General features: G+C 68.0%; 26 protein-coding genes and 1 pseudogene. 11 read left to right on the top strand and 16 right to left on the bottom strand.

The features are described from left to right. Positions 1-15: 15 nt before the first annotated feature. Positions 16-489, bottom strand: a complete 474-nt coding sequence (locus WDU99_RS05060) for a DUF3515 family protein (RefSeq protein ID WP_337331348.1) — start codon at positions 487-489, stop codon at positions 16-18. A gap of 23 nt (positions 490-512) precedes the next feature. Between WDU99_RS05060 and thiL the strand changes: the two genes are divergently transcribed. Continuing rightward, entirely contained in the window at positions 513-1517 is a 1005-nt protein-coding gene (gene thiL / locus WDU99_RS05055; protein ID WP_337331347.1) for a thiamine-phosphate kinase, read from the top strand. A 2-nt stretch (positions 1518-1519) separates the two neighbouring features. On the opposite strand, the gene rsmD is transcribed toward thiL, so the two are convergent. Next, a complete protein-coding gene (rsmD, locus tag WDU99_RS05050; RefSeq protein ID WP_337331346.1) occupies positions 1520-2098 on the bottom strand; it encodes a 16S rRNA (guanine(966)-N(2))-methyltransferase RsmD in 579 nt (192 codons plus the stop codon). A 73-nt stretch (positions 2099-2171) separates the two neighbouring features. On the opposite strand from rsmD, the gene WDU99_RS05045 reads away from it, so the two are divergent. The 6 genes from WDU99_RS05045 to mutM all read left to right on the top strand — a co-directional run bounded on the left by WDU99_RS05045 (position 2172) and on the right by mutM (position 7417). After that, positions 2172-4346, top strand: coding sequence for an ATP-dependent DNA helicase RecG (locus WDU99_RS05045; RefSeq protein ID WP_337331345.1), 2175 nt, complete (start codon positions 2172-2174; stop codon positions 4344-4346). A gap of 143 nt (positions 4347-4489) precedes the next feature. Then, a complete protein-coding gene (gene coaD / locus WDU99_RS05040) occupies positions 4490-4987 on the top strand; it encodes a pantetheine-phosphate adenylyltransferase (protein ID WP_337331344.1) in 498 nt (165 codons plus the stop codon). A 56-nt stretch (positions 4988-5043) separates the two neighbouring features. Then, a complete protein-coding gene (locus tag WDU99_RS05035; RefSeq protein ID WP_337331431.1) occupies positions 5044-5592 on the top strand; it encodes a YceD family protein in 549 nt (182 codons plus the stop codon). A 2-nt stretch (positions 5593-5594) separates the two neighbouring features. Beyond that, positions 5595-5804 carry a 50S ribosomal protein L32 gene (gene rpmF, locus WDU99_RS05030; protein ID WP_179411002.1) on the top strand — a complete coding sequence of 70 codons (210 nt, stop codon included), beginning with the start codon at positions 5595-5597 and terminating at the stop codon, positions 5802-5804. A gap of 11 nt (positions 5805-5815) precedes the next feature. Continuing rightward, positions 5816-6508: a ribonuclease III gene (gene rnc, locus WDU99_RS05025; RefSeq protein ID WP_337331343.1), complete on the top strand. Its 693-nt coding sequence runs from the start codon at positions 5816-5818 to the stop codon at positions 6506-6508. Positions 6509-6514: 6 nt separating this feature from the next. Then, entirely contained in the window at positions 6515-7417 is a 903-nt protein-coding gene (mutM, locus tag WDU99_RS05020; protein WP_337331342.1) for a bifunctional DNA-formamidopyrimidine glycosylase/DNA-(apurinic or apyrimidinic site) lyase, read from the top strand. 1 nt (position 7418) lies between these two features. Here mutM and WDU99_RS05015 read toward each other — a convergent pair whose 3' ends face one another. The 11 genes and pseudogenes from WDU99_RS05015 to WDU99_RS04970 all read right to left on the bottom strand — a co-directional run bounded on the left by WDU99_RS05015 (position 7419) and on the right by WDU99_RS04970 (position 16298). Then, the gene (locus WDU99_RS05015) at positions 7419-7907 is read right to left on the bottom strand and encodes a hypothetical protein (protein WP_337331341.1); all 489 of its coding nucleotides are present in this window, start codon (positions 7905-7907) and stop codon (positions 7419-7421) included. Between the two features lie 36 nt (positions 7908-7943). After that, positions 7944-8123: a GNAT family N-acetyltransferase gene (locus WDU99_RS05010; RefSeq protein ID WP_337331340.1), complete on the bottom strand. Its 180-nt coding sequence runs from the start codon at positions 8121-8123 to the stop codon at positions 7944-7946. Positions 8124-8173: 50 nt separating this feature from the next. After that, on the bottom strand, positions 8174-8953 hold the full coding sequence (locus WDU99_RS05005; RefSeq protein ID WP_337331339.1) for an IS1595 family transposase: 780 nt from the start codon (positions 8951-8953) through the stop codon (positions 8174-8176). Further along, positions 8942-9016 (bottom strand): annotated as a pseudogene (locus tag WDU99_RS17260) (transposase); the annotation flags it as partial. The gene WDU99_RS05005 and the pseudogene WDU99_RS17260, both read right to left, overlap by 12 nt. A gap of 671 nt (positions 9017-9687) precedes the next feature. Further along, a complete protein-coding gene (locus WDU99_RS05000; RefSeq protein ID WP_337331338.1) occupies positions 9688-10929 on the bottom strand; it encodes a chymotrypsin family serine protease in 1242 nt (413 codons plus the stop codon). 78 nt (positions 10930-11007) lie between these two features. Then, complete coding sequence (locus WDU99_RS04995) at positions 11008-11679, bottom strand: GNAT family N-acetyltransferase (protein ID WP_337331337.1); 672 nt, start codon at positions 11677-11679, stop codon at positions 11008-11010. Between the two features lie 32 nt (positions 11680-11711). Next, positions 11712-13034, bottom strand: coding sequence for a permease (locus WDU99_RS04990; protein ID WP_337331336.1), 1323 nt, complete (start codon positions 13032-13034; stop codon positions 11712-11714). Further along, complete coding sequence (locus tag WDU99_RS04985) at positions 13031-13726, bottom strand: ABC transporter ATP-binding protein (RefSeq protein ID WP_337331335.1); 696 nt, start codon at positions 13724-13726, stop codon at positions 13031-13033. The genes WDU99_RS04990 and WDU99_RS04985 overlap by 4 nt, the downstream gene beginning before the upstream one ends. Positions 13727-13822: 96 nt before the next feature. Beyond that, the gene (locus tag WDU99_RS04980; RefSeq protein ID WP_337331334.1) at positions 13823-14911 is read right to left on the bottom strand and encodes a GNAT family N-acetyltransferase; all 1089 of its coding nucleotides are present in this window, start codon (positions 14909-14911) and stop codon (positions 13823-13825) included. Then, positions 14908-15999, bottom strand: a complete 1092-nt coding sequence (locus WDU99_RS04975) for a GNAT family N-acetyltransferase (protein WP_337331333.1) — start codon at positions 15997-15999, stop codon at positions 14908-14910. The genes WDU99_RS04980 and WDU99_RS04975 overlap by 4 nt, the downstream gene beginning before the upstream one ends. Positions 16000-16010: 11 nt before the next feature. Further along, a complete protein-coding gene (locus WDU99_RS04970; RefSeq protein ID WP_337331332.1) occupies positions 16011-16298 on the bottom strand; it encodes a hypothetical protein in 288 nt (95 codons plus the stop codon). A 485-nt stretch (positions 16299-16783) separates the two neighbouring features. Here WDU99_RS04970 and smc point away from each other — a divergent pair, with 485 nt between their 5' ends. Then, entirely contained in the window at positions 16784-20305 is a 3522-nt protein-coding gene (gene smc / locus WDU99_RS04965) for a chromosome segregation protein SMC (protein WP_337331331.1), read from the top strand. 17 nt (positions 20306-20322) lie between these two features. Here smc and WDU99_RS04960 read toward each other — a convergent pair whose 3' ends face one another. Next, positions 20323-20979 (bottom strand): hypothetical protein, encoded by a 657-nt coding sequence (locus WDU99_RS04960; protein ID WP_337331330.1) that lies wholly within the window; start codon positions 20977-20979, stop codon positions 20323-20325. Between the two features lie 22 nt (positions 20980-21001). On the opposite strand from WDU99_RS04960, the gene ftsY reads away from it, so the two are divergent. Both ftsY and WDU99_RS04950 read left to right on the top strand, forming a co-directional pair. Further along, positions 21002-21877 carry a signal recognition particle-docking protein FtsY gene (gene ftsY, locus WDU99_RS04955; protein ID WP_337331329.1) on the top strand — a complete coding sequence of 292 codons (876 nt, stop codon included), beginning with the start codon at positions 21002-21004 and terminating at the stop codon, positions 21875-21877. 38 nt (positions 21878-21915) lie between these two features. After that, positions 21916-22416: a DUF2004 domain-containing protein gene (locus WDU99_RS04950; protein WP_337331328.1), complete on the top strand. Its 501-nt coding sequence runs from the start codon at positions 21916-21918 to the stop codon at positions 22414-22416. Between the two features lie 96 nt (positions 22417-22512). Here WDU99_RS04950 and lipA read toward each other — a convergent pair whose 3' ends face one another. Together lipA and lipB are read right to left on the bottom strand one after the other, a co-directional pair. Continuing rightward, positions 22513-23505: a lipoyl synthase gene (gene lipA, locus WDU99_RS04945; protein ID WP_337331327.1), complete on the bottom strand. Its 993-nt coding sequence runs from the start codon at positions 23503-23505 to the stop codon at positions 22513-22515. Continuing rightward, positions 23502-24149, bottom strand: coding sequence for a lipoyl(octanoyl) transferase LipB (lipB, locus tag WDU99_RS04940; RefSeq protein ID WP_337331326.1), 648 nt, complete (start codon positions 24147-24149; stop codon positions 23502-23504). The genes lipA and lipB overlap by 4 nt, the downstream gene beginning before the upstream one ends. Before the next feature lie 108 nt (positions 24150-24257). Here lipB and WDU99_RS04935 point away from each other — a divergent pair, with 108 nt between their 5' ends. Then, entirely contained in the window at positions 24258-24842 is a 585-nt protein-coding gene (locus WDU99_RS04935) for a TetR/AcrR family transcriptional regulator (protein ID WP_337331325.1), read from the top strand. Positions 24843-24865: the final 23 nt, after the last annotated feature.

Here is a 24865-nt window from a genome sequence, read left to right as displayed (position 1 = left end):
ACGCCCGGGCAGGGGCTACTCCGGCAGCTCGTCCGGTGTCGTGCACGCACTCGTGGCGGGGATCATCCTGATGCCCGAGACGATGCCGGCGTTCGCGAGCGCATCGTTGGCGCTGACGACCTCGGTGTCGACGAACACCTGCACCGCGGGGTCGCGACCGTAGGTCGTCATCCGCATCAACGGCGCCTGCGATTCATCGACGAGCCAGTCAATGCCCTCGAGGGTGATGCACTGCAGCTCACTGGTGGGGCCGGGTACGGTGACGCCGCACGACACGAACACGCTGGCAGGGTCGCCGTAGGCGCCGGTGGCCTGCGCATCGGTCCAACGGCGGTCCTGCCCGGCGACGGCGTCGGGCAGCCGCACGGTGACCTCGGCACACAGCGGGTTGTTCGCGTCTTGCGCGGGCTCCAGAGCGACGGTGGCCGAGCACCCGGTGAGCGCGAGAAGCGAGAGGGCGCCAGCGGCCAGGGCGAGACGACGGAGCATGATTCCAGGCTACCGTTGTCGGCATGGCATCCGCTTCGGACGACGACCCGCGCATCGGCGACATCTCGGAGGGGACGGTGCTGCGCGCGATCCTCGCGCGCACCGCGCCCGGGGAGCACACGCTGCTGGGTCCGGGCGACGATGCCGCGGTGATCGCGGCGCCGTCGAAGTCGGTCGTCGCAACGGCGGACACCCTCGTCGAAGGGCCGGACTTCCGCACGGCCTGGTCGGGTGGCTACGACCTCGGGTGGAAGGCCGCGGCCGTGAACCTCGCCGATATCGCGGCGATGGGGGCGATGCCGACCGGTCTGCTGGTGTCGCTGGCGGTGCCCAGGCAGACGCGGCTGTCGTTCGTCGAGCGGATGGCCGACGGCTTCCGGGAGGCGTGCGCGGCGCTGGCACCCGGGTGCACGGTGGTCGGCGGAGATCTGACCGTGTCGGACCTGCTGGTGATCGCGGTGACGGCGCTGGGCGACCTCGAGGGCAGGGCTCCGGTGACGCGTGCCGGAGCGCGGCCGGGGGATGAGGTCGCGCTGGCCGGCGAGTTGGGCGCTGCGGCCGCGGGGCTCGCGCTGCTGTTCGATCGCTTCCGTGACGGCGAGACGCCGGTGCCCGTCGATCGCACAGCACTCGACACCGACGAGCGTCGCGCGCTCGATGCACAGTTGCGGCCCGCGCCGCCGGTGCGGCTCGGCGCGGTCGCGTCGGATGCCGGTGCGACGGCCATGATGGACGTCTCCGACGGCCTCGCGCTGGACGCGGCGAGGATGGCGGATGCCTCGGGCGTGACGCTCTCGCTGTCGGGCGCGGCCGTCGATGCGCTGGCCTCCGGGGCGGATCGCGCGCGGGCGGTCGGCGGGGGAGAGGACCACGGGCTGCTGGCGACGTTTCCCGCGGGCAGGCTGCCCGATGGCTTTCATCGCATCGGCGTGGTCACCGAGCGCGGCGTCGACGGCGTGCTGGTCGACGGTGCCGCGATCGCGCACGCCGGCTGGGACCCCTATCGCGACTGGGACGGCGCGCTCTAGCGTCAGTCGGTGGAGTCGTGCGCCGGCGTCGCCCACCAGAGGGTGGTATCGCCGTAGGTCTTGCTGCGCAGCAGCTCCAGGCCGGCCCCTGCCAGTTCCGGCGGGTCCGCCCGCTTGCCGCGTTCGATCACGACGATGGCATCATCGCTCAGCAGCGGAGCGAGCCCGACCAGATCGGTGTTCATCGCCACATCGTCGAGATCGTACGGCGGGTCGGTGAAGACCAGGTCGAACGGACCGTGAGCCCGTGACAGGTACGCCCGCACGGTGCTCTGGTGCACCTTCGCTGCCAGCGGTGCGCGCATGGCCTTCGCGACGATCCCGGCGTTGCGGCCGACGACGGTCGCCGCAGGTCGTGACAGCTCGACCAGGTCCACCGAGTCGGCGCCGCGGCTCCATGCCTCCAAGCCCAGGGCTCCGCTGCCGGCGTAGAGATCGAGCACCCGTGCACCGTCGATGACGTCCATCGACTCGAGAGCGCCGAACAGCGACTCCCGCACCCGGTCGCTGGTCGGACGGGTGCCCGAGTCCGGCACGTCGAGGCGGGCGCCCCTGGCGCCCCCGGCGATGATCCTGGTCATCCGTTCACGATACGACACGGCTCGCGTGCCTCCGCGAACGCGCACGTCCGTGGCTCTCTTTAGACTCATGGACATGGCATTCGCGCTCGACACGCCGCTCACCGACGCCCTCGGGGACACGGCCGCGCGCTCGCTCGAGAAGGCGTTCGGCATGACGACGGTCGGCGAGATGGTGGGCCACTACCCGCGCCGGTACGCCGATCGCGGCGAACTGACCCCGATTCGTGAGCTCCCCATCGGCGAGACGGTCACGATCGTCGCCGAGGTGGTGTCATCGAAGCCGCGCCAGATGAAGAATCGCAGGGGTGCGATGACCGAGGTCGTCATCAGCGATGGCGTGGGGTGCATGTCGCTGACCTTCTTCGCCAAGAACGTCGGGCAAGCCGAGTGGCGCGCGAGTCAGCTGGCCGTCGGTCGCCGGGGAATCTTCTCGGGCAAGGTCAGCATGTTCCGTGACACGCTGCAGTTCGCGCATCCCGATTACGAGCTCTTCGACGACACCGAGGCGGCGTGGAAGCAGGCCGACGCGCTCAAGGACGTGCCGATCCCGATCTACCCGGCGACGTCGGCCGTGCAGAGCTGGCAGTTCGCGAAACTCATCATCCCCGTGCTGGACGCACTCGGCGATGTGCCCGATCCGCTGCCGGACGAGCTGCGTCGTCACGAGGGGCTGCTCACCGCCCGGCAGGCGATCGACAGCATCCACCGCCCTCAGCGCCGCGATGAGATCGGACCTGCCGTCCGCACGCTGCGCGCCCACGAGGCGCTCACCCTGCAGACCGCGCTGCTGCAGCAGCGCGAGCAGGTGCGCGCGCTCACGGCCACACCGCGTCGCTCATCGCCGGGAGGGCTGCTCGAGCGCTTCGACGCGACGCTGCCGTTCACGCTCACCGCCGATCAGCAGCGCGTCGGCGCCGAGATCGCCGACGACCTGATCGCCGACCGGCCGATGAACAGACTCATACAGGGTGAAGTCGGCTCGGGCAAGACCATGGTCGCGCTGCGGGCCATGCTGCAGGTCGCCGAGTCGGGTGGCCAGTCCGCGCTGATCGCGCCCACCGAGGTGCTGGCGGCGCAGCATCTGCGCTCGATCACCCGCATGCTGGGGCCCGACATGTCGGCCCAGCTCTTCCCGACGCTGCTGACGGGCCAGATGTCAGCGGCTGAGCGTCGCAGGGCCGCCTTGCGCGTGGCATCCGGCCAGTCGCTGATCGTGATCGGCACTCACGCGCTGCTCTCCGACAAGACGACGTTCGCCGACCTCGCGCTCGTCGTCGTCGACGAGCAGCACCGCTTCGGCGTCGAGCAGCGCGAGACGCTGCGCGCGAAGGGTACCGCCCCGCATGCGGTCGTGCTCACCGCGACCCCGATCCCGCGCACGGTCGCGATGACGGTGTTCGGCGATCTCGACACCTCGGTGATCCGCTCGATGCCCGCCGGCCGTGCGGGTATCCAGACCTTCGTCGCACCGCTCGCCGAGAAGCCCGAATGGTTCGGCCGGGTATGGCAGCGCGCGGCTGAGGAGATCGCCGACGGGCGTCAGGTGTTCGTCGTCTGCGCGGCGATCGACACGACGAAGAACACCGTCGAGTCCGACAGCGAGGCGCCCCCGGCGGATGCCGAGGGACGGGGTCCCAGCTGGGGTGTGGTGCAACTCGACGAGAAGCTCGGGACGCACCCGACACTGTCCGCTGTGCATCGTGCGGTGCTGCACGGCAAGATGCCCTCGGAGCAGAAGGATGCCGTCATGCAGGCCTTCGCGCGTGGCGAGATCGACCTGCTGGTGGCCACGACGGTGATCGAGGTCGGGGTCGACGTGCCGAACGCGTCGATGATGGTGATCATGGATGCCGACCGGTTCGGAGTCTCACAGCTGCATCAGCTGCGCGGGCGTGTGGGCCGTGGCGAGCACGCGGGACTGTGCCTGCTGGTCACCGAGGCCGAGGCGGGCTCGCTGGCGCGGGAGCGTGTCGAGGCGGTCGCCGCGACCACCGACGGGTTCGAGCTCGCCGAGGTCGATCTCGACCTGCGTGGCGAGGGCGATGTGCTGGGCGCAGCACAGGCAGGCGTGAAATCGTCGCTGCGGCTGCTGCGGGTCGTGAAGGATGCCGGGCTCATCGCGCACGCCCGTGATCTGGCCGCAGGCATCCTCGAAAGCGATCCGGCACTCACGTCGCACCCGGGATTGCGTGGCGCGATCGAGCGACGGGTGAGTGAGGCCGACCGCGCAGCGCTCGGCAAGAACTGACCACTAGGCTTTGAGTGTGCTTGTGCTGTTCGAGCCAGCGAGTCGAAGTGCTTGTGCTGAGCGAACGGAGTGAGTCGAAGTGCTTGTGCTGAGCGAACGGAGTGAGTCGAAGTGCTTGTGCTGAGCGAACGGAGTGAGTCGAAGTGAATAACCGGATCGCCGTCGTCCCGGGGTCGTTCGACCCGCCCACGCTCGGTCATCTCGATGTGATCGCGCGCGCGGCGAAGCTCTACGACGAACTGCATGTGCTCGTCGTCCACAACCCCGGCAAAGAGGCGATGCTGCCGATCGCACAGCGCATGAACCTGCTCGAGCAGTCGATCGGCGAAGCCGGCCTCGAGGGGCACATCATCGTCGGATCGTGGAGCATGGGTCTTCTCGTCGACTACGCCCGCGACGTCGATGCCGGGGTGCTGGTCAAGGGCATCCGCTCGCAGGTCGACGTGGCCTATGAATCGCCGATGGCGATCGTGAACCGGCATCTCGCTGAGATCGAGACGGTCTTCCTTCTGCCCGACCCCGCGCACGCGATGGTGTCGAGTTCTCTGGTGCGACAGGTTGCGGCGCTCGGCGGCGATGTGTCGCCGTTCGTGCCGCCCGTGGTGGCATCGTTCCTCGACACCGGCGCACGCGGTCTCTGACGGCGCGTGGCCCCGGCGCCACGCAGGACAGGTAGCATGGCGGGGTGAAATCCCGAGTGAACGGCCCGTTCTTCCTGCCCGTCCGCGACATCGTCCGCAAGCCGGGGGAGATGCGCGAGCATCGAATCGACGTGACCCTTGCCAACAAATGGGGCGAGGGGATCGTCACGGTCGAAGCCGGCGAGACCCTCGACATCGACGTCCGTCTGGAGTCGGTCCACGAGGGCATTCTGGTCTCCGGAACCGTGGACACGACCTACACCGGGGTGTGCGGTCGTTGCCTCACCGACATCACTGCGCCTGTCGAAGTCGAGTTCCAGGAGCTTTTCGCGTATCCTGGAGAGGAAGAAACTGACTTCGAGGTTCAAGACGACCACGTGGATCTTGAAACTCTGGTCAGGGACGCGATCGTATTGTCGCTTCCATTTCAGCCGGTGTGTCAGCCGGATTGCCTGGGGCTCGACCCTGAGACGGGCGAGAAGCTGACCGAGAGCACCGGTGCAGAGAGCGATGCTCCCATCGATCCACGGTGGAGTGCGCTCCGACAGATCACAGACCAGGACGACACGGCAGAGCGCCGTGCCGCCGAGAAAGAAGAGAGCTAGTCATGGCCGGTAACCCCCCGAAGCGCAAGGTCTCCCGTTCGAACACCCGCTCGCGCCGCGCGCAGTGGAAGGCGACCCCCACCGCTCTGGTGAAGACCGTTGAGAACGGCAAGGTCGTCTACAGCCGCCCGCACCAGGCCAAGGTCGTCACCGACTCGCAGGGCACCGAGCTGTTCCTCGAGTACAAGGGCCGCAAGGTCGCCGACGTCTGATCGGATGACCCATGTCCGAGATTCTCGCGGATGAGGCTTCGCTCACCGAGAAGCTCGGCGTGGACATCGACCCTGAGCTGTTGGAGCGTGCGCTCACGCATCGCTCCTACGCCTATGAGCACGGCGGCATCCCGAACAACGAGCGCCTGGAGTTCCTGGGTGACTCGGTGCTCGGACTCGCGGTGACCGTGATGCTCTTCACGACGCTTCCCGACCTCGACGAGGGCGAGTTGGCCAAGCGACGCGCGAGCGTCGTCTCGACGGTCGCCCTCGCCGAGGTCGCTCGCGGTATCGGTCTCGGGCAGCACCTTCGCCTCGGACGTGGCGAGGAGCAGACCGGCGGACGCGACAAGGACTCGATCCTCGCCGACACGATGGAAGCCGTCTTCGGCGCTGCGTTCCTGTCTGCCGGGCCGGATGCCGCGACCGAGCTCGTGTTGCGTCTGACCGAGCCGCTGCTGGCAGATCCCGAGCGCTACGGCGCTGCGATGGATCCCAAGACGAGTCTTCAGGAACTGGCCGCACGTCTGGGAGCGACCCCGCCGGCGTACTCGATCGAGGCTGACGGTCCTGACCACGACCGCGTGTTCACCGCCACCGTGCGGGTCGGCGACGTCGCATGCACGGGCGTGGGCAGCAGCAAGAAGACCGCCGAGATGGCCGCCGCGCTCACCGCGTGGCGGCAGCTCAGCGACCGGACCTGAGTCGGCGTGCCCGAGCTTCCCGAGGTCGAGGTCGTCCGTGCGGGCCTCGCTCCGGCCGTCACCGGTGCGCGGATCAACGCTGTCGATGTGCTCGACGAGCGCGCACTCACCCGGCATCCGCTCGGCGCAGCCGATTTCGTCGGTCGGCTGGAGGGCCGCGAGGTGCGGGCGGCCGCGCGTCGCGGCAAGTTCCTCTGGCTGCCGCTCGCGGGTGGTGACGAGGCGCTCGTCGCCCATCTGGGCATGAGCGGGCAGATGCTGCTGCGCGAGTCGGATGCCGTCCGTGAGCGCCATGAGCGCATCAGGCTCCATATCGAGCATCCGCAGCACGGCAGACTCGCCGTCGCCTTCGCCGATCAGCGCACCTTCGGGTCGCTCGCCGTCGATGCGCTGCTGACGACTCCTGATGCGGCTCCGGGCGGCTTCGGCGCCGATCTCCTGCTGGTGCCCTCGCAGGTAGCGCACATCGCGCGGGATGCCCTCGACCCCACGTTCGACGAGCGCGCCTTCATCGCCGCGGTGCGACGCCGGTCGAGTGCGATCAAGCGGATCCTGCTCGATCAGACGCTCATCAGCGGCATCGGCAACATCTACGCCGACGAGGCGCTGTGGGCGGCGCGCATCCACCCCGAGACGCACGGCGCGGCGCTGTCCGTGCATGCCGTCAGGCGGCTGCTCGGCGAGGTGCGCCACGTGCTCGAGAAGGCTCTCGCCGAGGGCGGCACGAGCTTCGACGCTCAGTACGTCAACGTCAATGGGCAGGCCGGGTATTTCGCGCACTCCCTGAACGCCTATGGTCGCGGGGGAGAGCCGTGTCCGCGCTGCGGCGGCGAGCTTCGGCGCGAGGCGTTCATGAACCGCTCCAGCCACTACTGCCCGCGCTGCCAGCGGCGGCGTGGAGCCCGCTGAATCAGCTCGGCGATATGACGGGTGCACGATCCGCGTGCCATGCACGCCAGGCGATCACGCAGAACGTGCCGAGCATGAGCAGGTCAGCGATCACGGCGAGTGTGTCGATCCGAGCAACGCGGGCGGCGGGGAGCATCGGGCCGGCGAGCAGCAGTACGAGCGCACCGGCCGCGGGGTATCCGGTGAACGTGGCAGGCGAGGCGCCGTCGGTCGTTCTGAGCACGCCCTCGAAGAAGCACTGCAGGCCGAACGCGATGCTTCCGAACATGCCGATCAGCACCAGCAGCATCCACAGCCCCGAGACCACGGGCAGGTGCGGATGCAGCCGGTCGTACTCGCCGAGCAGGCCGAATCCCCAGGGCACCATCGCGACGGCTATCAGCATCCCGCCGACGATGCCGTAGTGGCCGTCGACCCAGAACAGCGGCGAGAGCGCGAACAGCGTCGGCCCGATGACCAGGCACAGAGCCTGGACGCGGCGGATGAACATGTCGCGATCGTACCGCGCGGCCTTGCGACGGCATCTTCACCCGCGGTCGACGGCGAACGCCAGGTGCGGCATCTCCACTCCGCGGTAGTGCTTGATGAAGCGCCCCCCCCGCACCGTCATGCCGAGTCGGATCGCGACGTTCATCGACGCGATGTTCGTATCGCGGATCTGCGCGTACACGCGACGTCGTCGGGGTTCTGCGTGGAGCAACTTCACCATGCCTCCGACGGAGGCTTCAGAAGAGGAGTATTGGGTATCCGCTTAGGTCAAGTCACCTCTTCGCCCTCGTCCTTGGCCGCGACGAGCATAGGTAAGGGTGCAGGCGCGGTGCGCACGGCTTGTTCGAGGAGACGGTGGAACAGCAGCCCTCGGCTGCGGGATGCTCGGCGGTTGAACCGGAAGGTGAACGCGTCGAGGTAGTAACCCAAGTGGTCGTTGCTGAGGCCTTGATGGAGCGTGCCTTCGAGCCATCGTTTGAGCAGTGAAGCGACGGTGTGCACGCCGTAGAGGGAGACGTGAGCGGGGACGTCCGATCCGAGCTCAACGTGACGCTCGTGCTTGTATCCGGCCTTTGCGAGGCGCTTCAGTTCTTGGGCTCCATCGGTGCGAACCAGCGATCCAGGTTCGATGACGCGCTGAGCGAAGCTGATCAGCTGCAGGCTTTTGTGTGGGCTGGGCTTGAGGCGGATCCGCCCGAGCTTGTGGACGCTGACCATCTCGGCGGCGACCATGACTCCGACCTTCGTGCTACTGCGTCCCGAATGCCCGCGGCTGACTCCTCCGACGTAGGTTTCGTCGAGCTCGACGATGCCGTGCAGCAGCTCGCGGCCGGGCACGACCATGGCGCGGCGGAACTTGTGCATCCACGCCCACGCCGTCTCATACGACCGCAGTCCGAGCACGCGCTGCAGCCCCTGCGCACAGACTCCGGTCTTCTGAGAAGTGATGTACCACGCTGCGTTGAACCACATCCGAAGCGGAGAACGGGTCCGGTCGAAGATCGTTCCGGCCGTCACGCTCGTCTGCCGACCGCACGCCCGACACATCCACAGGCCGCCCGCGATGCGCCATGCACGCTCGGTTGCGCCGCACTTCGGACAGGTGAACCCGTCAGGCCATCTCGGTCAGGCCAGGACCAGATACACCGTTCGTCTGACACTCCCGTCGCGTTGACGATCGCACGGACGCTCTGCCGGTCGCACAGAAGCGCCCGCACGGCCTGCTCCTTGACCATGGCGAAGACGTGCTCAGCGACCGCGGCGTCGCGCCGCGATCGCTCCACCGCGGCCCGCGCGTCGGCCGTGAGGCCAAGAGTGTCGCTGGATTGGTGCGGCCAGGCGGTGCGACGATGAGCGGCGGCCGGCGCCGGCTCACCCTCGGATGCCAGGCCAGCTAGGCACTCGTCACGTTGTCCCATGTTGGGACACCACCAGGTGTCCCAACAACAGCACCGGACTCGGGATGTTGACACGCACGTGTCAACGGTCGTCGAGCTGGTCGCTGGGGACGAACCGCGCGCGGGCCTTGAAGCACCATGGCGAGCCTGACGCGAGCTGACGATGCCGAGCAGGTAACTAAGGACGTCCGCCGGCATCAGTGCTAGCAAGCCCCATAGGCCGAGGCCGGCGCCCTGGGCCGCCTCCTGCGCCGCCTGGTGGATGCTCTGGCCCGTCGTACGCGACATCGTATACCCGTGGTTCTCGACTGCGAGTTAGACCGTTTACACAAAGAGCGAGCCGTGGCCGAGGGCGACGGCTCGCTCTTTGTGGGTCTCGGGTTCTTACGGCACGGTTTTGATGGAATAGCCCAAGGAACTTGCGATGTCTTTCGCTCGCGTTACGACTCCGATGTGGCTGCACTGGCGATCGTCGGGGTTGGTGCTGTTGGGCGGACCGGACCCGGGGACTCCCTGGCAGTTTGCGCTCTTATTGTTGCTGGGTATCGCCGAGATGATCGTGGATGCAGAAATCCGAAGCGTACCGTCGGTGTGCTGGAACACGGCAATTCCGGGCCCGCCACTGTCCCCGTTCCCAAATGCAGGAAGGCCTTGAGGGTTGGCCGTCATCAGCCCAGTGATATTGCCCACGCCCGTCAGACTGTAGTTGTAGATGGGTTGACTGACGATATTCCCACACGTTGTTCCGCTGAAGGAGCCGGAGTAGCAGATCTCTGTGCCGTTGACTGGTGTGTTGACCGTGGTGATCCCGATGTAAGCATCACTCGTGTAGCTACCGATGTAGACCGCAGGATTGAAGAACGTACCCGTAAGGATTGCTCCATCACGGTTGTTGATCTCGGCTCCGGTACTTCCCATCGAGACATACGTCCCTGAGGTTGGTGTCGGCCGCAGCCACGCGTCACCCACGTTCCCACAATGTGCCGCAAACATACCGCCATCAGTGGGAGTGGAAGCTGTAGACTCGACAGAGAACCCCAGAGAGCAGCGACCTCCAGTCAAACCTCTAACTAGTCTGGACCCGCCGAGATGGAGATTGTCATCTTGTCGACCGATTGCAGGTTCCGCTTCTCCTTCGCTGACCTCAACTGGGAATCCTTGGTACTCGGTCGCGCCAGTGCCGCGGTTTGCGGACATACTGTCGACCTGGACGCCGAGACCGCTACCGTCGAAGTCCGGCCATGTAGCGGTAACCGTAGAGCCATTGAATTCGCCCGCATTCAGCAGGTCCAACGCCGCAGTGCGGAGCTCTCCTGGCTCATACAGCGTGGGGATTACGGTGACCGCGTACTCGGCGGGTGCCGCGGTCAGTGCTTCATCTAGTGCATCGGTTGCGGCTCCGTACCAGTAGATTCCTGCGGACTTGCGATCCTCAGAGAGGCTCACGGTGGAGAATTGACTGACGCTCTCCAGGCGATGCTGTGTCTCAGATGCCCAGTTCATAAGATCCTCTGGCACCGGAGGTAGAACCGTCTTCAGATCGGTGGTGACGGGTAGATCGATCGAGGTCGGTTTATCATCTTCGACGACGTTGGGGGATGCCGTAGCGGGCATAGCAGTAGCCATGACCCCCAGTATGAGAAATCCGGAAAACGCGAGAGTGGATCGAACGAGCATTTTTCGCATGGATCTTGCTTCTGTGGGTTAGCGAGATGGCGTCAGATACAGTTCGGTGTCGGTGTATGTGCCGACGATTTGGATGCCTGGATCCCAGGACTTGGGTCGCGCGATTGTGGAACTCGTGGGGCCAAGGTCGGCCGAACAGACATCGTTTCCTCCGTCATCACGCCCTAGCACAATCGTGTCCTGGTCCTCCCCGTCGAGCCGCAGAGGTACGAGTGGGCACGAGGAACTGCCTTCGGTGGTGATGATGAGCTTGGCGCTGTCGTCAATCCACGTAACGGTGGCTCCCTCAGCGCCCGAGACGACAACTTGCGCGATGAAACCGCCTGCCGGGGCGGAGAACTGAGATCGATCACTCTCCATCGGCGGCTGCTGCTCCGGCGCGCATCCACCGAGGGCACCTAGGCATAGCGCGAGCAAGATAACTACAAGCCCGTGTCCTCTCATCATTGCCCTCCGACTCGAACATAGTTGACTCGCAGCAAAAGCACAGCTTGCGACGCTGCTGCCGTTCTGGTAAAAGCACCAACCGCCGAAACTGATCGACTCCGGCAGCCACGCCTGCACCATCTGCTCGTCGAAGGCGCCCTCATAGGCGCGCATCGTCTCAGCATCCTGCAGGATGGCGCGCAGCGCCGGAAGGTCGTCCTCGGTCAGCTCGCGCAGGATCAGGCGGGGCGTGCTGATGATCATCGCCCCATCCTGCCAGGCTCTGCCAGGCCCTGTCAGGCCGCGAGGAAAGCCGGCCGAAGCAGGGGTCTGGTCGCCAGAGTGCTCAGCCACACCATGCCGATGCCCACGCCGAGCACGAGCGCGATCGTCATCAGCGAGAGCGGGGCCACCAGGAGCGCGGCTCCCAGCAGCGGGAACACGACCACCGCCGCGCAGAGCGCCGAGCCCAGTGCGGTGACCAACAGCGGCGACATGATCGACCGGCGTCGCGCCGCGTCGACGGTCTTCATCGGCACGCCGAGCTGGTGCAGGCTGCGATGCAGAGGACGCTGATCGAGGGCATCCGAGGCCTGGGTGACACCGACGGAGGCGGCGACCATCAGGAACGACGCCACGAGGGTGATGATCAGGCCAGTGCGCATGTCGGTCGCGAGCGCCACCTGGTCGGCGTCTGCATCGTCGGCGCTCATCAGGCTCATCAGTGACACCCCCGTGCCGGCGAACACCGCCATGAAGCTCGCCATCGCGACCCCGCTGACCTGGCGCCAGGCGCCTTTGGGCGAGTCCAGCACGGTGCGTGCGGCCAGCAGTCGCTCGGGCGTCGCGGCACGTCGCGCCTGCCCTTTGGCGATCACTTTCAGCGCCCAGGGGCCGATCAGATTCAGCAGCATGATCGTCCCGGCGAACAGGGCGGCAAGCGTCACGGTGATCGCGACGGCGCCCGCGATGGACGGCACCGCCTGTGCGATGAGGAACGCCACCAGCAGCAGCACGGCCGCCGCGGCACCCCGCACCCAGTGCACGGGGGCGCCCTGTGCGCGCGTTCGGACGCCCAGGGGAGAGATGATGATGCGTCGCAGTCCCAGCACGGCGCTCGCGATCGCGAGCAGCACCGCTCCGGCGGCGACCAGGGCGATCGCTGCGGGCGGCAGCAGTACGGACGCCGCCCCCAGCGCCTGACCCCGGAACGGGATCAGCCCCACGGCGGGCACAAGCAGAAGATAGAGCAGGATGCCGGAGAGCACTCCGGCAGCGGCGATGATCGTCGACTCCACCACGGTCGCCACCTCGACACCGAAGGGCGTGACCCCGAGCAGCCGCAGCGTCGACAGTCGCTCGTCGCGGCGGCGGGCCGAGAGCCGCGCCGCCGCGCCGCCCAGTGAAGCGAGCGGCATGACGAGCAGAACCAGAGCGACAGCGGCGAGCGTCTGATAGGTCATCGCGTATTCGTCGGTCCAGGTCCAGAACGTCTGGGCCCCGCCGATCACGGTGAGCGCCAGTGCGCTCACGATCGCGAAGGCGACGGCCGGAAGCACGAGCGTGGCGGCATGCCCTCTCTCCGGGCGCAGCAGCAGACGGATCACCGCGAGGTTCACGCCGCCACCTCCGTCGGCACGATCACGCCGTCGCGCATGCGCAGCACCCGTGAGCACCGCGCGGCGACCTGCTGGTCGTGAGTCACCACGACGAGAGTGCGGCCTTGGCTGGTGGTCGACCAGAGCAGGGCATCCATCACCTCAGTCGACGTCTGGGAGTCGAGGGCGCCGGTGGGCTCGTCCGCGAAGATCAGCTCCGCTCCGGTGACCTGCGCGCGGGCGATCGCCACCCGCTGCGCCTGGCCGCCCGAGAGCTCGCCGATTCGCCTGTCCTCCATGCCGGCGAGCCCCAGCGAGTGCAGCCAGGCCGCCGCCTGCGCCGTCGCCTCGGCGCGTCGTGTGCCGTTGATCATCAGCGCCAGCGCGACGTTCTCGATCGCTGTCAGCTCGGGGATGAGCAGACCCTGCTGGAACACGAATCCGAAGCGCTCCCGCCGCAGCCGCGATCGCTGCGTCTCCGACATCGTCGCCACATCGAGACGGATGCCCGATGCGGGCGTGAACATCACCGAGCCGGTGTCGGGTGCGACGATACCCGCCAGCACGTGCAGCAGAGTGGTCTTGCCCGATCCCGAAGCCCCCATGATCGCCAGCGACTCGCCGCGCTGCACCGCGACGTCCACGCCGGCGAGAGCGCGGGTGGTGCCGTAGGTCTTGGTGAGCGAGTGGGCGAGCAGGATCGGATCGTTCATGCTTCGAGTCTGATCCGTCGATTGTGCGCGGTCATCGAACCCGAGGATGATCCGGGTCGACCCCGGTCATCCTCGGGGATGATCCGCGTGCGCGGGTCAGCTCAGCGTCTTCTGCCATGCGCCGGCGTAAGACACCGGCCGGAACCCCATCGCCTCGTTGATGTCGAGCATCGGCCGGTTCTCCTCGGCGTTGAACGTGTTGATGCGCGCCGAGGCCGGCGCGATGTCGCGCCAGCGCAGGATGTTCGCGCACTTGACGACCTGACCGAGTCGATGACCGCGATGCTCCTTCAGCACCAGAGTGCAGTACTGGTGCGTCACACCGGCGGGGTCGGAGCCGATGACGAGCTCATTGAACGCGGCGAGCGCACCCGTGGGCACATGCTCGACGGCGACCACCGACATGGTCTGCCCACCCTCGATCACGCGCTCATCACGGCGCGCGAGGCGGTCGGCGTCCCAGGTCTCCTCATCGACATCGAGATCACCGCTCGGCGCGTCGGTCGACATCCGCGACAGCGCCCAAGCGTAGCCATCGCGATGCTCGGGCGGTGTCGGCAGCGTCCACTCGACGATGCGGTAATCGTCGCCGGCCGCTGCGAGCGCGGAGGCCAGCATCCGCTCGATCGGCGCGGGGTCCGCCCGCAGGTCGAACGCGCTGCTGCGCTCGACCTGCGCGAGCGTGAAGCCGTTCTCGGCCAGCAGCCGGGCATGCGGCGACGCCGAGACGCGACCGTATCCCGTCTTGGGTGTGAACGGAGACGGGCCCGGGTCCGTGCGGTGCAGCGTCCATGCCTGGATCACCTTGCGGCCGAGCGCGCGCACCTCCGTCTCGGCTCGATCGAGCAGGGCCTGCTCCACACCGCGGCCCCAGTGCTCGGGAAGCACCATCAGCTCGGCCTCGGCGCTCGTGGGCTCGGCGACGGCCCAGCGCACGATGATGGCGCCGACGATCCGCCCGTCCTCCCGGGCGATGAACGTCCTCGTTATCTGGTCGTCGCTCGCCTGCCACCGCGGCAGGGCCTCGGCGGCTGTGCCCGCGTAGTCGTCGAGCCCGGAATCGCTCAGGCAGACGGCGTTGTCCAACGCGACGACCGCGTAGAAGTCGGCTGCGTCGGGGGCGTCGAGGTGGGCGGGCACGGGCATCTCGGTGATCGTGATGCCGGGGGAGATCGTCGAGGTCATGACAGGTCCTTTCGCCAGGCGCCCTCATAGGCGACCGGAGTGAAGCCGATGGCCTCGTTGATGTCGAGCATGGGACGGTTCTCCTCGGCGTTGTAGGTCACGACACGCGATGAGCGCGGGTAGCGCTCACGCCAGCTCAGCAGGCCTGCGGTCTTGACGAGCATGCCGAGTCGGTGCCCGCGATGCTGCGACAGCACGAGGGTGTCCTCCTGGTCGGTCTTCGCGTCGTCGGCGCCGACGATGGCGAGCTCGTTGAACGCGCAGAGCTCGCCGGTGGCGATGTGCTCGGCCGCGGTGACCTGCACGCGCGACCCGCGCGCGGCGTATCTGGCGTCGTGCCGGCGCACGCGGTCGGCATCCCACACCTCGGTGGGCATCCCGAGCTCGGCATCCGGCACGTCGGTCGACATGCGCGACTTCATCCAGGCGTAGCCCTCGAGATGCTGCTCGGGCGTGGGCAGCGTCCACTGCACGACGCGGTAGCCCTCAGCATGCGCCCGCGCCGCATCGCGGAGCTGCTCCAGATGGGTTCCGGTCGCGTCGTCCCAGACGAGTTCACTGGCGCGCTCGACCTGTTCGAGACGGAATCCGTGGCGCTGCAGGAAGCGCGCGCTGTGGTCGTTCGGCACCGAGCCGAAGCCCGTCGGCGAAGCGAGGGTGCCATCCGCGTCGTCCGTGCGGTGTTCGTTCCAGCACAGCAGCTTGTTCACGCCCGCGTCGCGAGCGTGGTGCACGACGAACCGCAGTGCAGCGGTGCCGATACCCTGACCCCAGTGCTTCTTGAGCAGAGCGATGGTGCCCATGGCCGTGGCGGCGCCGTCGTCGTTGAGGATCGTGAGGGGCACGCACCCGGCCACGGCGCCGTCGATCTCGATGTACCACTGTCGACGCGTGGTGTCGGCGTCGCCGCGCAGCATCGGAAGCAGCTCCTCGGGCGTCTGCGCGTCGTCGTCGCGGCCGGTCTCCTCGAGAATCACGGCGTTGCGCACCGCGGCATACTCGCGGATGAGCGGGGAGGGCCCCGCATCCGTCCGGGCGGGAAGCTCGAGCGGATGCAGGGTCGCACCGGCGGGAAGGGAGATGGTCATCATTCGTCTCCTCAGTACATTCCGCGCTGCTGCCCGTAGGTGAGCAGCGCGACGGACTGGCGCTCATTCAGCAGCTGGAGCTGCAGATACTGCAGGTCCGGTGCGCCCGGGGAGGGCGAGCGGTCGCTGCGCAGACTGTGCTGCAGCAGCCACAGGCCGATGCGAAGGCGGAGGCGATCGGCGACCGCGAGGCGGCGCAGACCCTCCTGATCGGGGATGGTGAGGATCTGACGATCCCTGGTATCCGGCGGATGGATGGACGTGTTCTGCTGACGATCCGTCAGCACGATGGTGCTCACTGTCGGTGTGCTTTCTCTGGAGGAGGGCGGCTCGCGGCGACCACACGCGGCGATCGCCGCGAACCAGGACGGGGACGCCAGGAGAGGCGACCCCAGAAGGGCCCGTGCATCGGGCGGGGATGTCGGTCGCGCGCAGCGCGACGACGGTCGATCATCGATCAGGCAGAAGAAGCCCGAGAGATCGTGAGAGGCGGCGTGGTTCTAGCCCGCGGTGTACCCGAAGGCCGCAGACGCAACGGTGAACGTTGGCACGAGCGACGCGGTATCGAACCGGGCATCAAGCTTCGTGATCATCATCAGCGGCCTCCTCTCATCAGGTCGATAAGTCACGGTAGCGACCGACGTGGGTCGCGTCAAGAATTTTCTTCCGCCACCGGCGTGTCGCGGGGGTCCGCATCCTCGCCGCCCGCCGCGCGGGCTCCACGTCGATGACGGTCGTTCCGGTAGCGTATGGGCGTGATCCACCTGACCGCGAGGGCGCCGGCATGCACCTGAAGAGCCTGACACTCAAGGGCTTCAAGTCGTTCGCGCAGCCGACGAGCTTCGTGTTCGAGCCGGGGGTCACCTGCATCGTCGGCCCGAACGGCTCCGGCAAGTCGAACGTCGTCGATGCGCTCGCGTGGGTGATGGGCGAGCAGGGCGCCAAGACACTGCGCGGCGGCAAGATGGAAGACGTCATCTTCGCGGGCACCTCCACACGTGGTCCGCTCGGACGCGCAGAGGTGCAGCTCACGATTGACAACGGCGACGGCGCGCTGCCGATCGAGTACGCCGAGGTCACCATCAGCCGCACGCTGTTCCGCAACGGCTCCAGCGAGTACGCCATCAACGGCTCCAGCTGCCGTCTGCTCGACGTGCAGGAGCTGCTCAGCGACTCCGGCCTGGGTCGAGAGATGCACGTGATCGTCGGGCAGGGCCGGTTGGACACCGTGCTGCAGGCGTCACCTGAGGACCGCCGCGGGTTCATCGAGGAGGCGGCAGGAATCCTCAAGCACCGCCGGCGCAAGGAGAAGACCCTGCGCAAGCTCGACGCGATGGAGACGAACCTCACCCGGCTCAGCGACCTCGCCGGCGAGATCCGACGTCAGCTCAAGCCTCTCGGTCGTCAGGCGGAGATCGCACGCGAGGCGCAGACCATCGCGGCCGTCGTGCGCGACGCCAAGGCCCGCATCTTCGCCGACGATGTGGTGGCGCTGCGCACAGCACTCGCCGACCACACCCGCACCGAGCAGGAGCGCCACACCGAACGGCTCGTGCTGGCAGAGCAGGCCGATGCAGTGCGCACGGGCATTCAGCGCCTCGAGCAGCAGCAGAACTCAGCGGCGGTCGACGAGGCGCGCCGGGTCGCCTTCGGACTCGAACAGGCGCAGGACCGCATGCGCAGCCTGTTCACGCTCGCCAACCAGCGCCTCGCGCTGCTCGGAGCGGACGACGACGACGCGATCACCGCGATCACCGTGACGCAGGACACCATCGACGAGGCGCGCGATGAGATCACCAGGATCTCGGAGGGGCTCGGAGACGCGCAGGACGCCGCCGCGGCCGCCAGCCGCGAGGTCGTGAACGCCCGTGCCGAACTCGACACCCTCGATGTCGACATCGCCGAGCAGAGCGCGCTCGTCTCGGCCTACGACATGCGGTTGAGCACCCTGCGTGGCAACGCCGAGGCGGCAGCATCCACCCTCGCCGCCGTGCGCGGCGCGGTGCTGCGCCAGGAGCAGGCACTGGAAGCCGCCCACAGCCGACGTCGTGAAGCGGCGGAGGCCCTCGAGGCGATCGACGACGCCGAGGCGCCCGAGGGCACAGCGGCGGAGCACACCACGGCTTACGAGGATGCCCAGAAGGAGGTCACCGGCGCGGAGGCGGATCGCGATACCCTGCGGGAACGGCTGCACGAGGCCGAGCGCGAGGCGGATGCCCTCACCGCGAAGGCTGCGGCGCTCGGCAGCGCACTGGCGCTTTCGGGCGGGGCCGCCGAGATCGTCGCCGCCGGCGCGGACGGCGTGCGCGGGCTGGTGGGTGACGCCGTGCAGGTGCGTGCCGGCTACGAGGCGGCGATCGCGGCCGTGCTCGGCCCGCTGGCCGAGGGCGTGCTCGTGGATCGCGTCGACGACGCCTTCGCGCTGGTCGCGGACGGTGCCAGGGGCACCGTCGACTTCGTGATCGCCGAGGGGACCATCGCGGGGGATGCCGTCGCGAGTGGAATCCCCGGTACGGTGCGTGCCGCAGACGTCGTGACGGCACCTCCGGGAGTGCAGGCGATCCTCACGCCGGTGCTCATCGTCGATGATCTCCCGACGGGCCGTACCGTGCGAGGTGCCCTCGACGGCCTCGGCGACGTGCTCACCACGATCGTCACGAAGACCGGTGAAGTGATCACCGCGCACACGATGCGTGCAGGATCGGGGGAGACCTCGAGGCTGGAACTCGCCGCGGAGCGGGATGCCGCCACCGAGCGTCTCGCCGAGGTGCGCGTGATCGTGGACAGTCTGCGCGAGGCGCGCACCGACGCGACGGACCGCGTCGAGACGGTGCGGCGGCGTTCGAAGGATGCACTGCGCGCGCTGCGCGAGCACGATGCGGCACTGGCCACCCACGCCGAGCAGGTCAACCGCGTCACGGTGCAGCATGAGGCCGCCGTCGCCGAGTGCGAGCGACTCGAAGCCGGTTTGGCGCAGGCGCAGACGGCTGTCGCGGATGCTGAGAAGGCCGCTGCCTCCGCGAAGGCGGAACTGGAGACATCGCAGTCCGAGCCGCGGCCGGTCCTCGACGCGTCGGCACGCGACGGACTGCTCGAAGCGCTCGAGTCCGCCCGCGAGGGCGAGGTGCGCGCGCGACTCGAGATCGAGACGCTGCGCGAGCGGGTCAGGGCCGCCGAGGCCAGGGTGGTGACGCTGGAGAGACAGCGCGCGCAGGAACGGGATGCTGCCGCTGAGGCCGCCAGGCGCGCGGTGATCCGCCGTGCACAGCGTGAGGCGGCGTCAGCGGTGGCAGAGGAGCTGCCACGGGTGCTCGACTCTCTCGACCGCTCGGTCAGCGAGGCTCGGCTCGCGCTGGCTGCGGCCGAGACCGAGCGTGCCGCCCACAACGCGGAGCTCACGACGCTGCGCGCGCAGGAGGTGTCGCTGCGCGAGAGGCTCGCAGGCCTCACCGAGAGCGTGCACGGGCTGGAATTGCAGATCCACGAGAAGAAACTGCACCTGAACGGTCTGCTCGAGCGCGTGGCATCCGAACTCGCCCTCGACGAAGATATTCTCATTGCGGAATATGGGCCGGATCAGCTGGTTCCCCGCGATCCTGGCGTCGAACGCGACGACGAGGACGACACGGCGATCCCGTACGACCGCCGCATCCAGGAGCGCCGGCTGAAGGACGCCGAGCGCAAGCTGTCACAGCTCGGACGGGTCAACCCACTGGCGCTGGAGGAGTTCGCCGCTCTCGAGCAGCGGCACGCGTTCCTCACCGAGCAGCTGGCCGACCTCACCAAGACGCGCCAGGACCTGCTGACGATCATCTCGGAACTCGACGAGCGCATGGAGACGATCTTCGCCAGCGCGTTCGAGGACACGAAGCAGGCGTTCACCGAGGTGTTCCCGCTGCTGTTCCCCGGCGGGACCGGCAGCATCTCGCTGACCGACTCCGAGAACATGCTCACCACGGGCATCGAGGTCGCCGTGCGCCCGGTCGGCAAGAAGATCGAGCGGCTGTCACTGCTGTCCGGCGGCGAGCGGTCTCTGGCGGCGGTCGCGCTGCTCGTGGCGATCTTCAAGGCGAGGCCCAGTCCGTTCTACATCCTCGACGAGGTCGAGGCGGCACTCGACGACGCGAATCTCGGCCGATTGCTGACTGTGTTCGAGCAGTTGCGCGAGAGCTCACAGCTGCTGGTGATCACCCATCAGAAGCGCACGATGGAGATCGCCGACGCCCTCTACGGCGTCTCGATGCGCCAGGACGGCGTCTCGGCCGTCGTCGGCCAGCGGGTGGGTGACCGCGCCGCAGCATCCTGAGTTCGAATTCGACGCGCTCAGCCGAGGCCGCGCTCGAAGGCGGCCACGGCCGCAGCGAAGCCGGGCGTGTCCTGCGCGCGATGATCAGCACCCGCGAGCACGATGTGCTGCGCCCCTTCGGATGCCAATTTTCCGGCGATCACCTCGTACTCCTGATTCCAGCCGCCTGTCACGACCAGCGTCGGGATGCCCGCGAGCATGCCGGCACGCACGCCGTGCCCCCACGGGAGGTTCGTCGTCGACCAGTGCTGCGCGACGGCGCGTTCGTCATCCCAGGTGTCGGGATCGAACGGTCCGTCGAACATCAGGGGGCGCAGGATCGCCCAGAACGCGCGCAGGTCACCAGCATCCGCCTGCGCTCGGGCGTCACTGACGATCCCGATGTGCCGCTCGATCGCCTCGTCACCACGGATGATGTCGTACAGCGCAGGCTCCACGAGCACCAGACCGGCGATGTTCAGCCGGTCCGCGGCCAGGACGACGGGCACCGCTCCGATCGAGTGCGCGAAGATCAGCATCCGATCGCCGAACGACGCCACGAGCGCGTCCGCCTGCTCCGCGATCGACGACTCCTTCGGAAACGAGACGAAGTCGGCGTCTGCGGCGTCGGCGTGCGGCCACGCAGCCGCGCCGCGTCGCCCTGCACCGTGGACGTACAGGCGTCGGAGAGTCATCCCGTCATCGTAGGCTGGAGGCATGGCGGAGAAGTCCTGGTCCCTCGGTCGCGCGCTGCGCGGCATGTTCGTCAAGCCCACCATCGACGAGACCACGTGGGACGACCTCGAGACGGCGCTGATCACCGCCGACTTCGGGCCCGACATAACCGAACAGCTCGTCGACGAGCTGCGCGAGAAGGTCGACCGGTTCCGCACGACCGACCCGAAGGATCTGCAGCGGATGCTCCGCGAGACGCTCGAAGAGCGCTTCGCGAAGTTCGACACCACGCTCAAGCTCACCGAGCGTCCCGCCGTCGTGCTGGTCGTCGGCGTGAACGGCGTCGGCAAGACGACCACCATCGGCAAGTTCACCAAGTTCCTGCGCGGGTACGAGCGCAGCGTCGTCGTGGGCGCCGCCGACACGTTCCGTGCCGCCGCCGTCGAGCAGCTGGCGACGTGGGCGCAGCGCGGGGGAGCGGCGATCATGCGACCGCAGCACGAGGGGCAGGACCCCGCCTCGGTCGCATTCCAGACCGTCGAGTATGCGAAGAACAACGGCATCGAGATCGCCATCATCGACACGGCGGGCCGGCTGCACACCAAGTCCGGCCTGATGGACGAGCTGTCGAAGGTGCGCCGCGTGATCGAGAAGCAGGCGCCGATCAGCGAGGTGCTGCTGGTGCTCGATGCGACCACCGGGCAGAACGGCGTCATGCAGGCGGAGTCCTTCCTGCAGCACGCCGGTGTGACGGGCCTGGTCATCACCAAGCTCGACGGCTCCGCGAAGGGCGGCTTCGTGCTGGCCGTACAGGAGCGCACGGGCATCCCGGTCAAGCTCCTCGGCCAGGGTGAGGGCATCGACGACCTGACCGGATTCACCCCCCACGTGTTCGTTCAGTCGCTCGTCGGCGCGTAGGACTACCGCCGCGGCACAGAGGCTGGTTTCATAGCGATATGGCGATCGAACACGACTACTTCGGAGTCCTCTCCTCGGGGCCCGACGGTGCCATCTTCTGGACCGAACGGGTCGAGTTCGGCGACCAGTCGGTGACGGTGGATCTCACCGCGCCGGACCAGGACGACGTCTCGTCGGCCGCTCTCGACGCGGCAGCGGGGCTGATCGGCGACATCGAGGCTCTGGACGCCGTCGTGCGCCGCGCCATGCTCGCCGAGGTCGACGACCGCACCAGCGAGGTGACCGAGTACGTGCTGCAGCAGCAGGAGGCGTACGGCGACGAACTCGAGGACGTGCTGGTCGACGTCAGCGGCGACGCCGCGGTCGACATCATCCGCTCGCTCAGCCTGTCGAGCATGACGATCCTGGCCGACGAGCACGGCGGCAGCGAGCCCTTCGCTGTGCTCGAGTACGCCCTCGACGCCGATTCGACCGACGATGTGCTGCTGGTCAATCTCGGTTCAGACGGATCGGTCATGTCGGTGATGAGCGCCGACTGATCCCCACGCCCACTCCGAGCATCGCTGACGCGCTGCACGGAGCCTCGGGGCGCGTGGCCCCTTCACTCCCGCGGGCCCGAGGCCCACAGGGACTGTCTACACGGCCTGCGCGAATCCGAGTTCGACTCCGTCCGCGATGTGCGCCAGGTGGGGTGGGATCTCCCGTCCCTTCGACAGCATCGACTGTGCCCACAGCCGGCCTGCGCGGTACGACGAGCGCACCAGGGGACCGGCCAGCACGCCGAGGAATCCGATCTTCTCTGCCTCGGCCTTGAAGTCCACGAACTCGTCGGGCTTGACCCAGCGGGCCACCGGCAGGTGCCGCGGCGACGGACGCAGATACTGCGTGATCGTGATGATGTCGCATCCGGCGCCGCGCAGGTCCTGCAGTGCTTCGATCACCTCGGCGGGCTCTTCGCCCATGCCCAGGATGAGGTTCGACTTCGTGATCAGCCCCGCCTCATGTCCCTGCGTGATGACGTTCAGTGAGCGTTCGTAGGTGAAGGCGGGGCGGATGCGCCGGAAGATGCGCGGCACGGTCTCGACGTTGTGTGCGAACACCTCGGGGCGGGCGTCGAAGATCTGGCCCAGGTAGTCCGGGTTGCCGCTGTGGTCGTTGGCGAGCAGTTCGACTCCGGTGTTCGGGTTCTGCGCGTGGATCTGCCGCACGGTCTCGGCGTTCAGCCACGCGCCCGTGTCGGGCAGATCGTCGCGCGCCACGCTGGTGACGGTCGCATAGCGAAGCCCCATCCGGGTGACGCTCTCGGCGACGCGCCGCGGCTCGTCGGTGTCGTAGTCGGCGGGCTTGCCGGTGTCGATCTGGCAGAAATCGCACCGGCGGGTGCACTGCGATCCGCCGATCAGGAAGGTGGCCTCGCGGTCTTCCCAGCACTCGAAGATGTTGGGACAGCCGGCCTCCTGACAGACCGTGTGCAGCTCTTCGGTCTTCACCAGCGACTGCAGCGCCTGGTACTCGGGGCCCATCTTCGCCTTGGTGCGGATCCACTCGGGCTTGCGCCCGATCGGTGTCTCGCTGTTGCGGATCTCCAGGCGCAGCAGCTTGCGGCCCTCGGGACTGGCGGCGCTCACGCGGCGACCTCCTTCTCGTCTGCGAATTCGGCGACGAAGGCGTCGGTGACCGCCTGCACGATGTCGGCCGGGGTGACATGGGCGCCGATCACTTCGCTCACGGTGGTGACACCTGCATCGGTGATGCCGCACGGGATGATGCCCCGGAATCCGGCGAGGGTGTTGTCGCAGTTGATGGCAAATCCGTGCATGGTCACGCCCTGCTGCACGCGCACGCCGATCGCGGCGACCTTGTCCTCGCTGAGGGGGCGGCGCACCCAGACGCCGCTGCGTCCGTCGACCTGGTAGCCGTCGACGCCGAGCGGATTCAGGATGCTGATGAGCAGCCGTTCCAGTCGGCGCACATGCGCGACGACGTCCATCGGCTCGGGCAGGCGCACGATCGGATAGCCGACGAGCTGGCCGGGGCCGTGCCAGGTGATCTTGCCGCCACGGTCGACGTCGACCACGGGCGTGCCGTCCTGCGGCCGCTCGTGCGGTTCGGTGCGCTTGCCGGCGGTGTACACGGCTTCGTGCTCGAGCAGCAGCAGGGTGTCGGGTCGGGTGCCTGCCACGACGTCGTGGTGGATGCTGCGCTGCAGCTCCCAGCCGTCGAGGTACGGCACGTAGTCGGGGGCGAGTCCGGGGGTGAGGATGTCGATCATCGACGGCGCCTTTCCCAATTGTTGGATGCAGTCCAAGAATGCGGTGTGGCCAAGCATACGCCCTCCGGGCAGCGGCGGCGAGCGACGCGCGCGGCTACGCTGATCGCTATGCAGACCGAGCCGCGCGCCGGGCGCCCGCGGGCGTCCTCACGCGAAACCCTGTCCGAGGCCGCGTGCGAGCTGTTCCTCGAGCAGGGGTACGACGCGACCTCCGTCGCCGACATCACTCGCCGAGCGGGGGTCAGCCGGTCGAGCTTCTTCAACTACTTCTCATCGAAGAGCGACGTGCTGTGGTCGGGTCTCGACGCGCGCATCGACGCGGCGCTGGTGGCGCTGGCAGCGCTGGGGACGGATGCCGACGGGCCCGGGGTCCGCGCCGCGCTGGAGCCGGTGCTGAGGGACCTCGCCCCAGACCCGTTGACTCTCGCGCTGCGCAACGCCTCGGCGATGGGATTGGAGGCAGAGCTGCTGCGCGACACCGGCCTGCGGCACGCTCGCATCGCCTCGGCGGTCGCCTCCACCGCACGCAGCGCAGGCATCGACGGGATCCGTGCCGACATCCTCGGCTCGGCGCTGGCGACGGCCGTGCTCTCTTCGCTGCGCGTGTGGGCCGAACAGGGGGCGGGGCATGCTTCGCTGGAGGCACAGTTCGACCAGGCGCTGCGTAGCATCCACGATCTCCCCTGGGGCTGAGCGGCCGATGCAGGTCCAGTCGA

It is taken from the genome of Microbacterium bandirmense, assembly GCF_037204185.1.
In the GTDB taxonomy this organism is placed as follows: Bacteria; Actinomycetota; Actinomycetes; order Actinomycetales; family Microbacteriaceae; genus Microbacterium; species Microbacterium bandirmense.
This window is presented reverse-complemented; position numbering and strand designations above follow the sequence as displayed.

What these genes read in the sequence shown, in the direction of transcription:
- WDU99_RS05060 (WP_337331348.1), bottom strand. Translation starts at nt 489, where the DNA reads ATGCTCCGTCGTCTCGCCCTGGCCGCTGGCGCCCTCTCGCTTCTCGCG.
- thiL (WP_337331347.1), top strand. Translation starts at nt 513, where the DNA reads ATGGCATCCGCTTCGGACGACGACCCGCGCATCGGCGACATCTCGGAG.
- rsmD (WP_337331346.1), bottom strand. Translation starts at nt 2,098, where the DNA reads ATGACCAGGATCATCGCCGGGGGCGCCAGGGGCGCCCGCCTCGACGTG.
- WDU99_RS05045 (WP_337331345.1), top strand. Translation starts at nt 2,172, where the DNA reads ATGGCATTCGCGCTCGACACGCCGCTCACCGACGCCCTCGGGGACACG.
- rpmF (WP_179411002.1), top strand. Translation starts at nt 5,595, where the DNA reads ATGGCCGGTAACCCCCCGAAGCGCAAGGTCTCCCGTTCGAACACCCGC.
- rnc (WP_337331343.1), top strand. Translation starts at nt 5,816, where the DNA reads ATGTCCGAGATTCTCGCGGATGAGGCTTCGCTCACCGAGAAGCTCGGC.
- WDU99_RS05015 (WP_337331341.1), bottom strand. Translation starts at nt 7,907, where the DNA reads ATGTTCATCCGCCGCGTCCAGGCTCTGTGCCTGGTCATCGGGCCGACG.
- WDU99_RS05005 (WP_337331339.1), bottom strand. Translation starts at nt 8,953, where the DNA reads ATGTGTCGGGCGTGCGGTCGGCAGACGAGCGTGACGGCCGGAACGATC.
- WDU99_RS05000 (WP_337331338.1), bottom strand. Translation starts at nt 10,929, where the DNA reads ATGGCTACTGCTATGCCCGCTACGGCATCCCCCAACGTCGTCGAAGAT.
- WDU99_RS04995 (WP_337331337.1), bottom strand. Translation starts at nt 11,679, where the DNA reads ATGATCATCAGCACGCCCCGCCTGATCCTGCGCGAGCTGACCGAGGAC.
- WDU99_RS04985 (WP_337331335.1), bottom strand. Translation starts at nt 13,726, where the DNA reads ATGAACGATCCGATCCTGCTCGCCCACTCGCTCACCAAGACCTACGGC.
- WDU99_RS04980 (WP_337331334.1), bottom strand. Translation starts at nt 14,911, where the DNA reads ATGACCTCGACGATCTCCCCCGGCATCACGATCACCGAGATGCCCGTG.
- WDU99_RS04975 (WP_337331333.1), bottom strand. Translation starts at nt 15,999, where the DNA reads ATGACCATCTCCCTTCCCGCCGGTGCGACCCTGCATCCGCTCGAGCTT.
- smc (WP_337331331.1), top strand. Translation starts at nt 16,784, where the DNA reads ATGCACCTGAAGAGCCTGACACTCAAGGGCTTCAAGTCGTTCGCGCAG.
- WDU99_RS04960 (WP_337331330.1), bottom strand. Translation starts at nt 20,979, where the DNA reads ATGACTCTCCGACGCCTGTACGTCCACGGTGCAGGGCGACGCGGCGCG.
- ftsY (WP_337331329.1), top strand. Translation starts at nt 21,002, where the DNA reads ATGGCGGAGAAGTCCTGGTCCCTCGGTCGCGCGCTGCGCGGCATGTTC.
- WDU99_RS04950 (WP_337331328.1), top strand. Translation starts at nt 21,916, where the DNA reads ATGGCGATCGAACACGACTACTTCGGAGTCCTCTCCTCGGGGCCCGAC.
- lipB (WP_337331326.1), bottom strand. Translation starts at nt 24,149, where the DNA reads ATGATCGACATCCTCACCCCCGGACTCGCCCCCGACTACGTGCCGTAC.
- WDU99_RS04935 (WP_337331325.1), top strand. Translation starts at nt 24,258, where the DNA reads ATGCAGACCGAGCCGCGCGCCGGGCGCCCGCGGGCGTCCTCACGCGAA.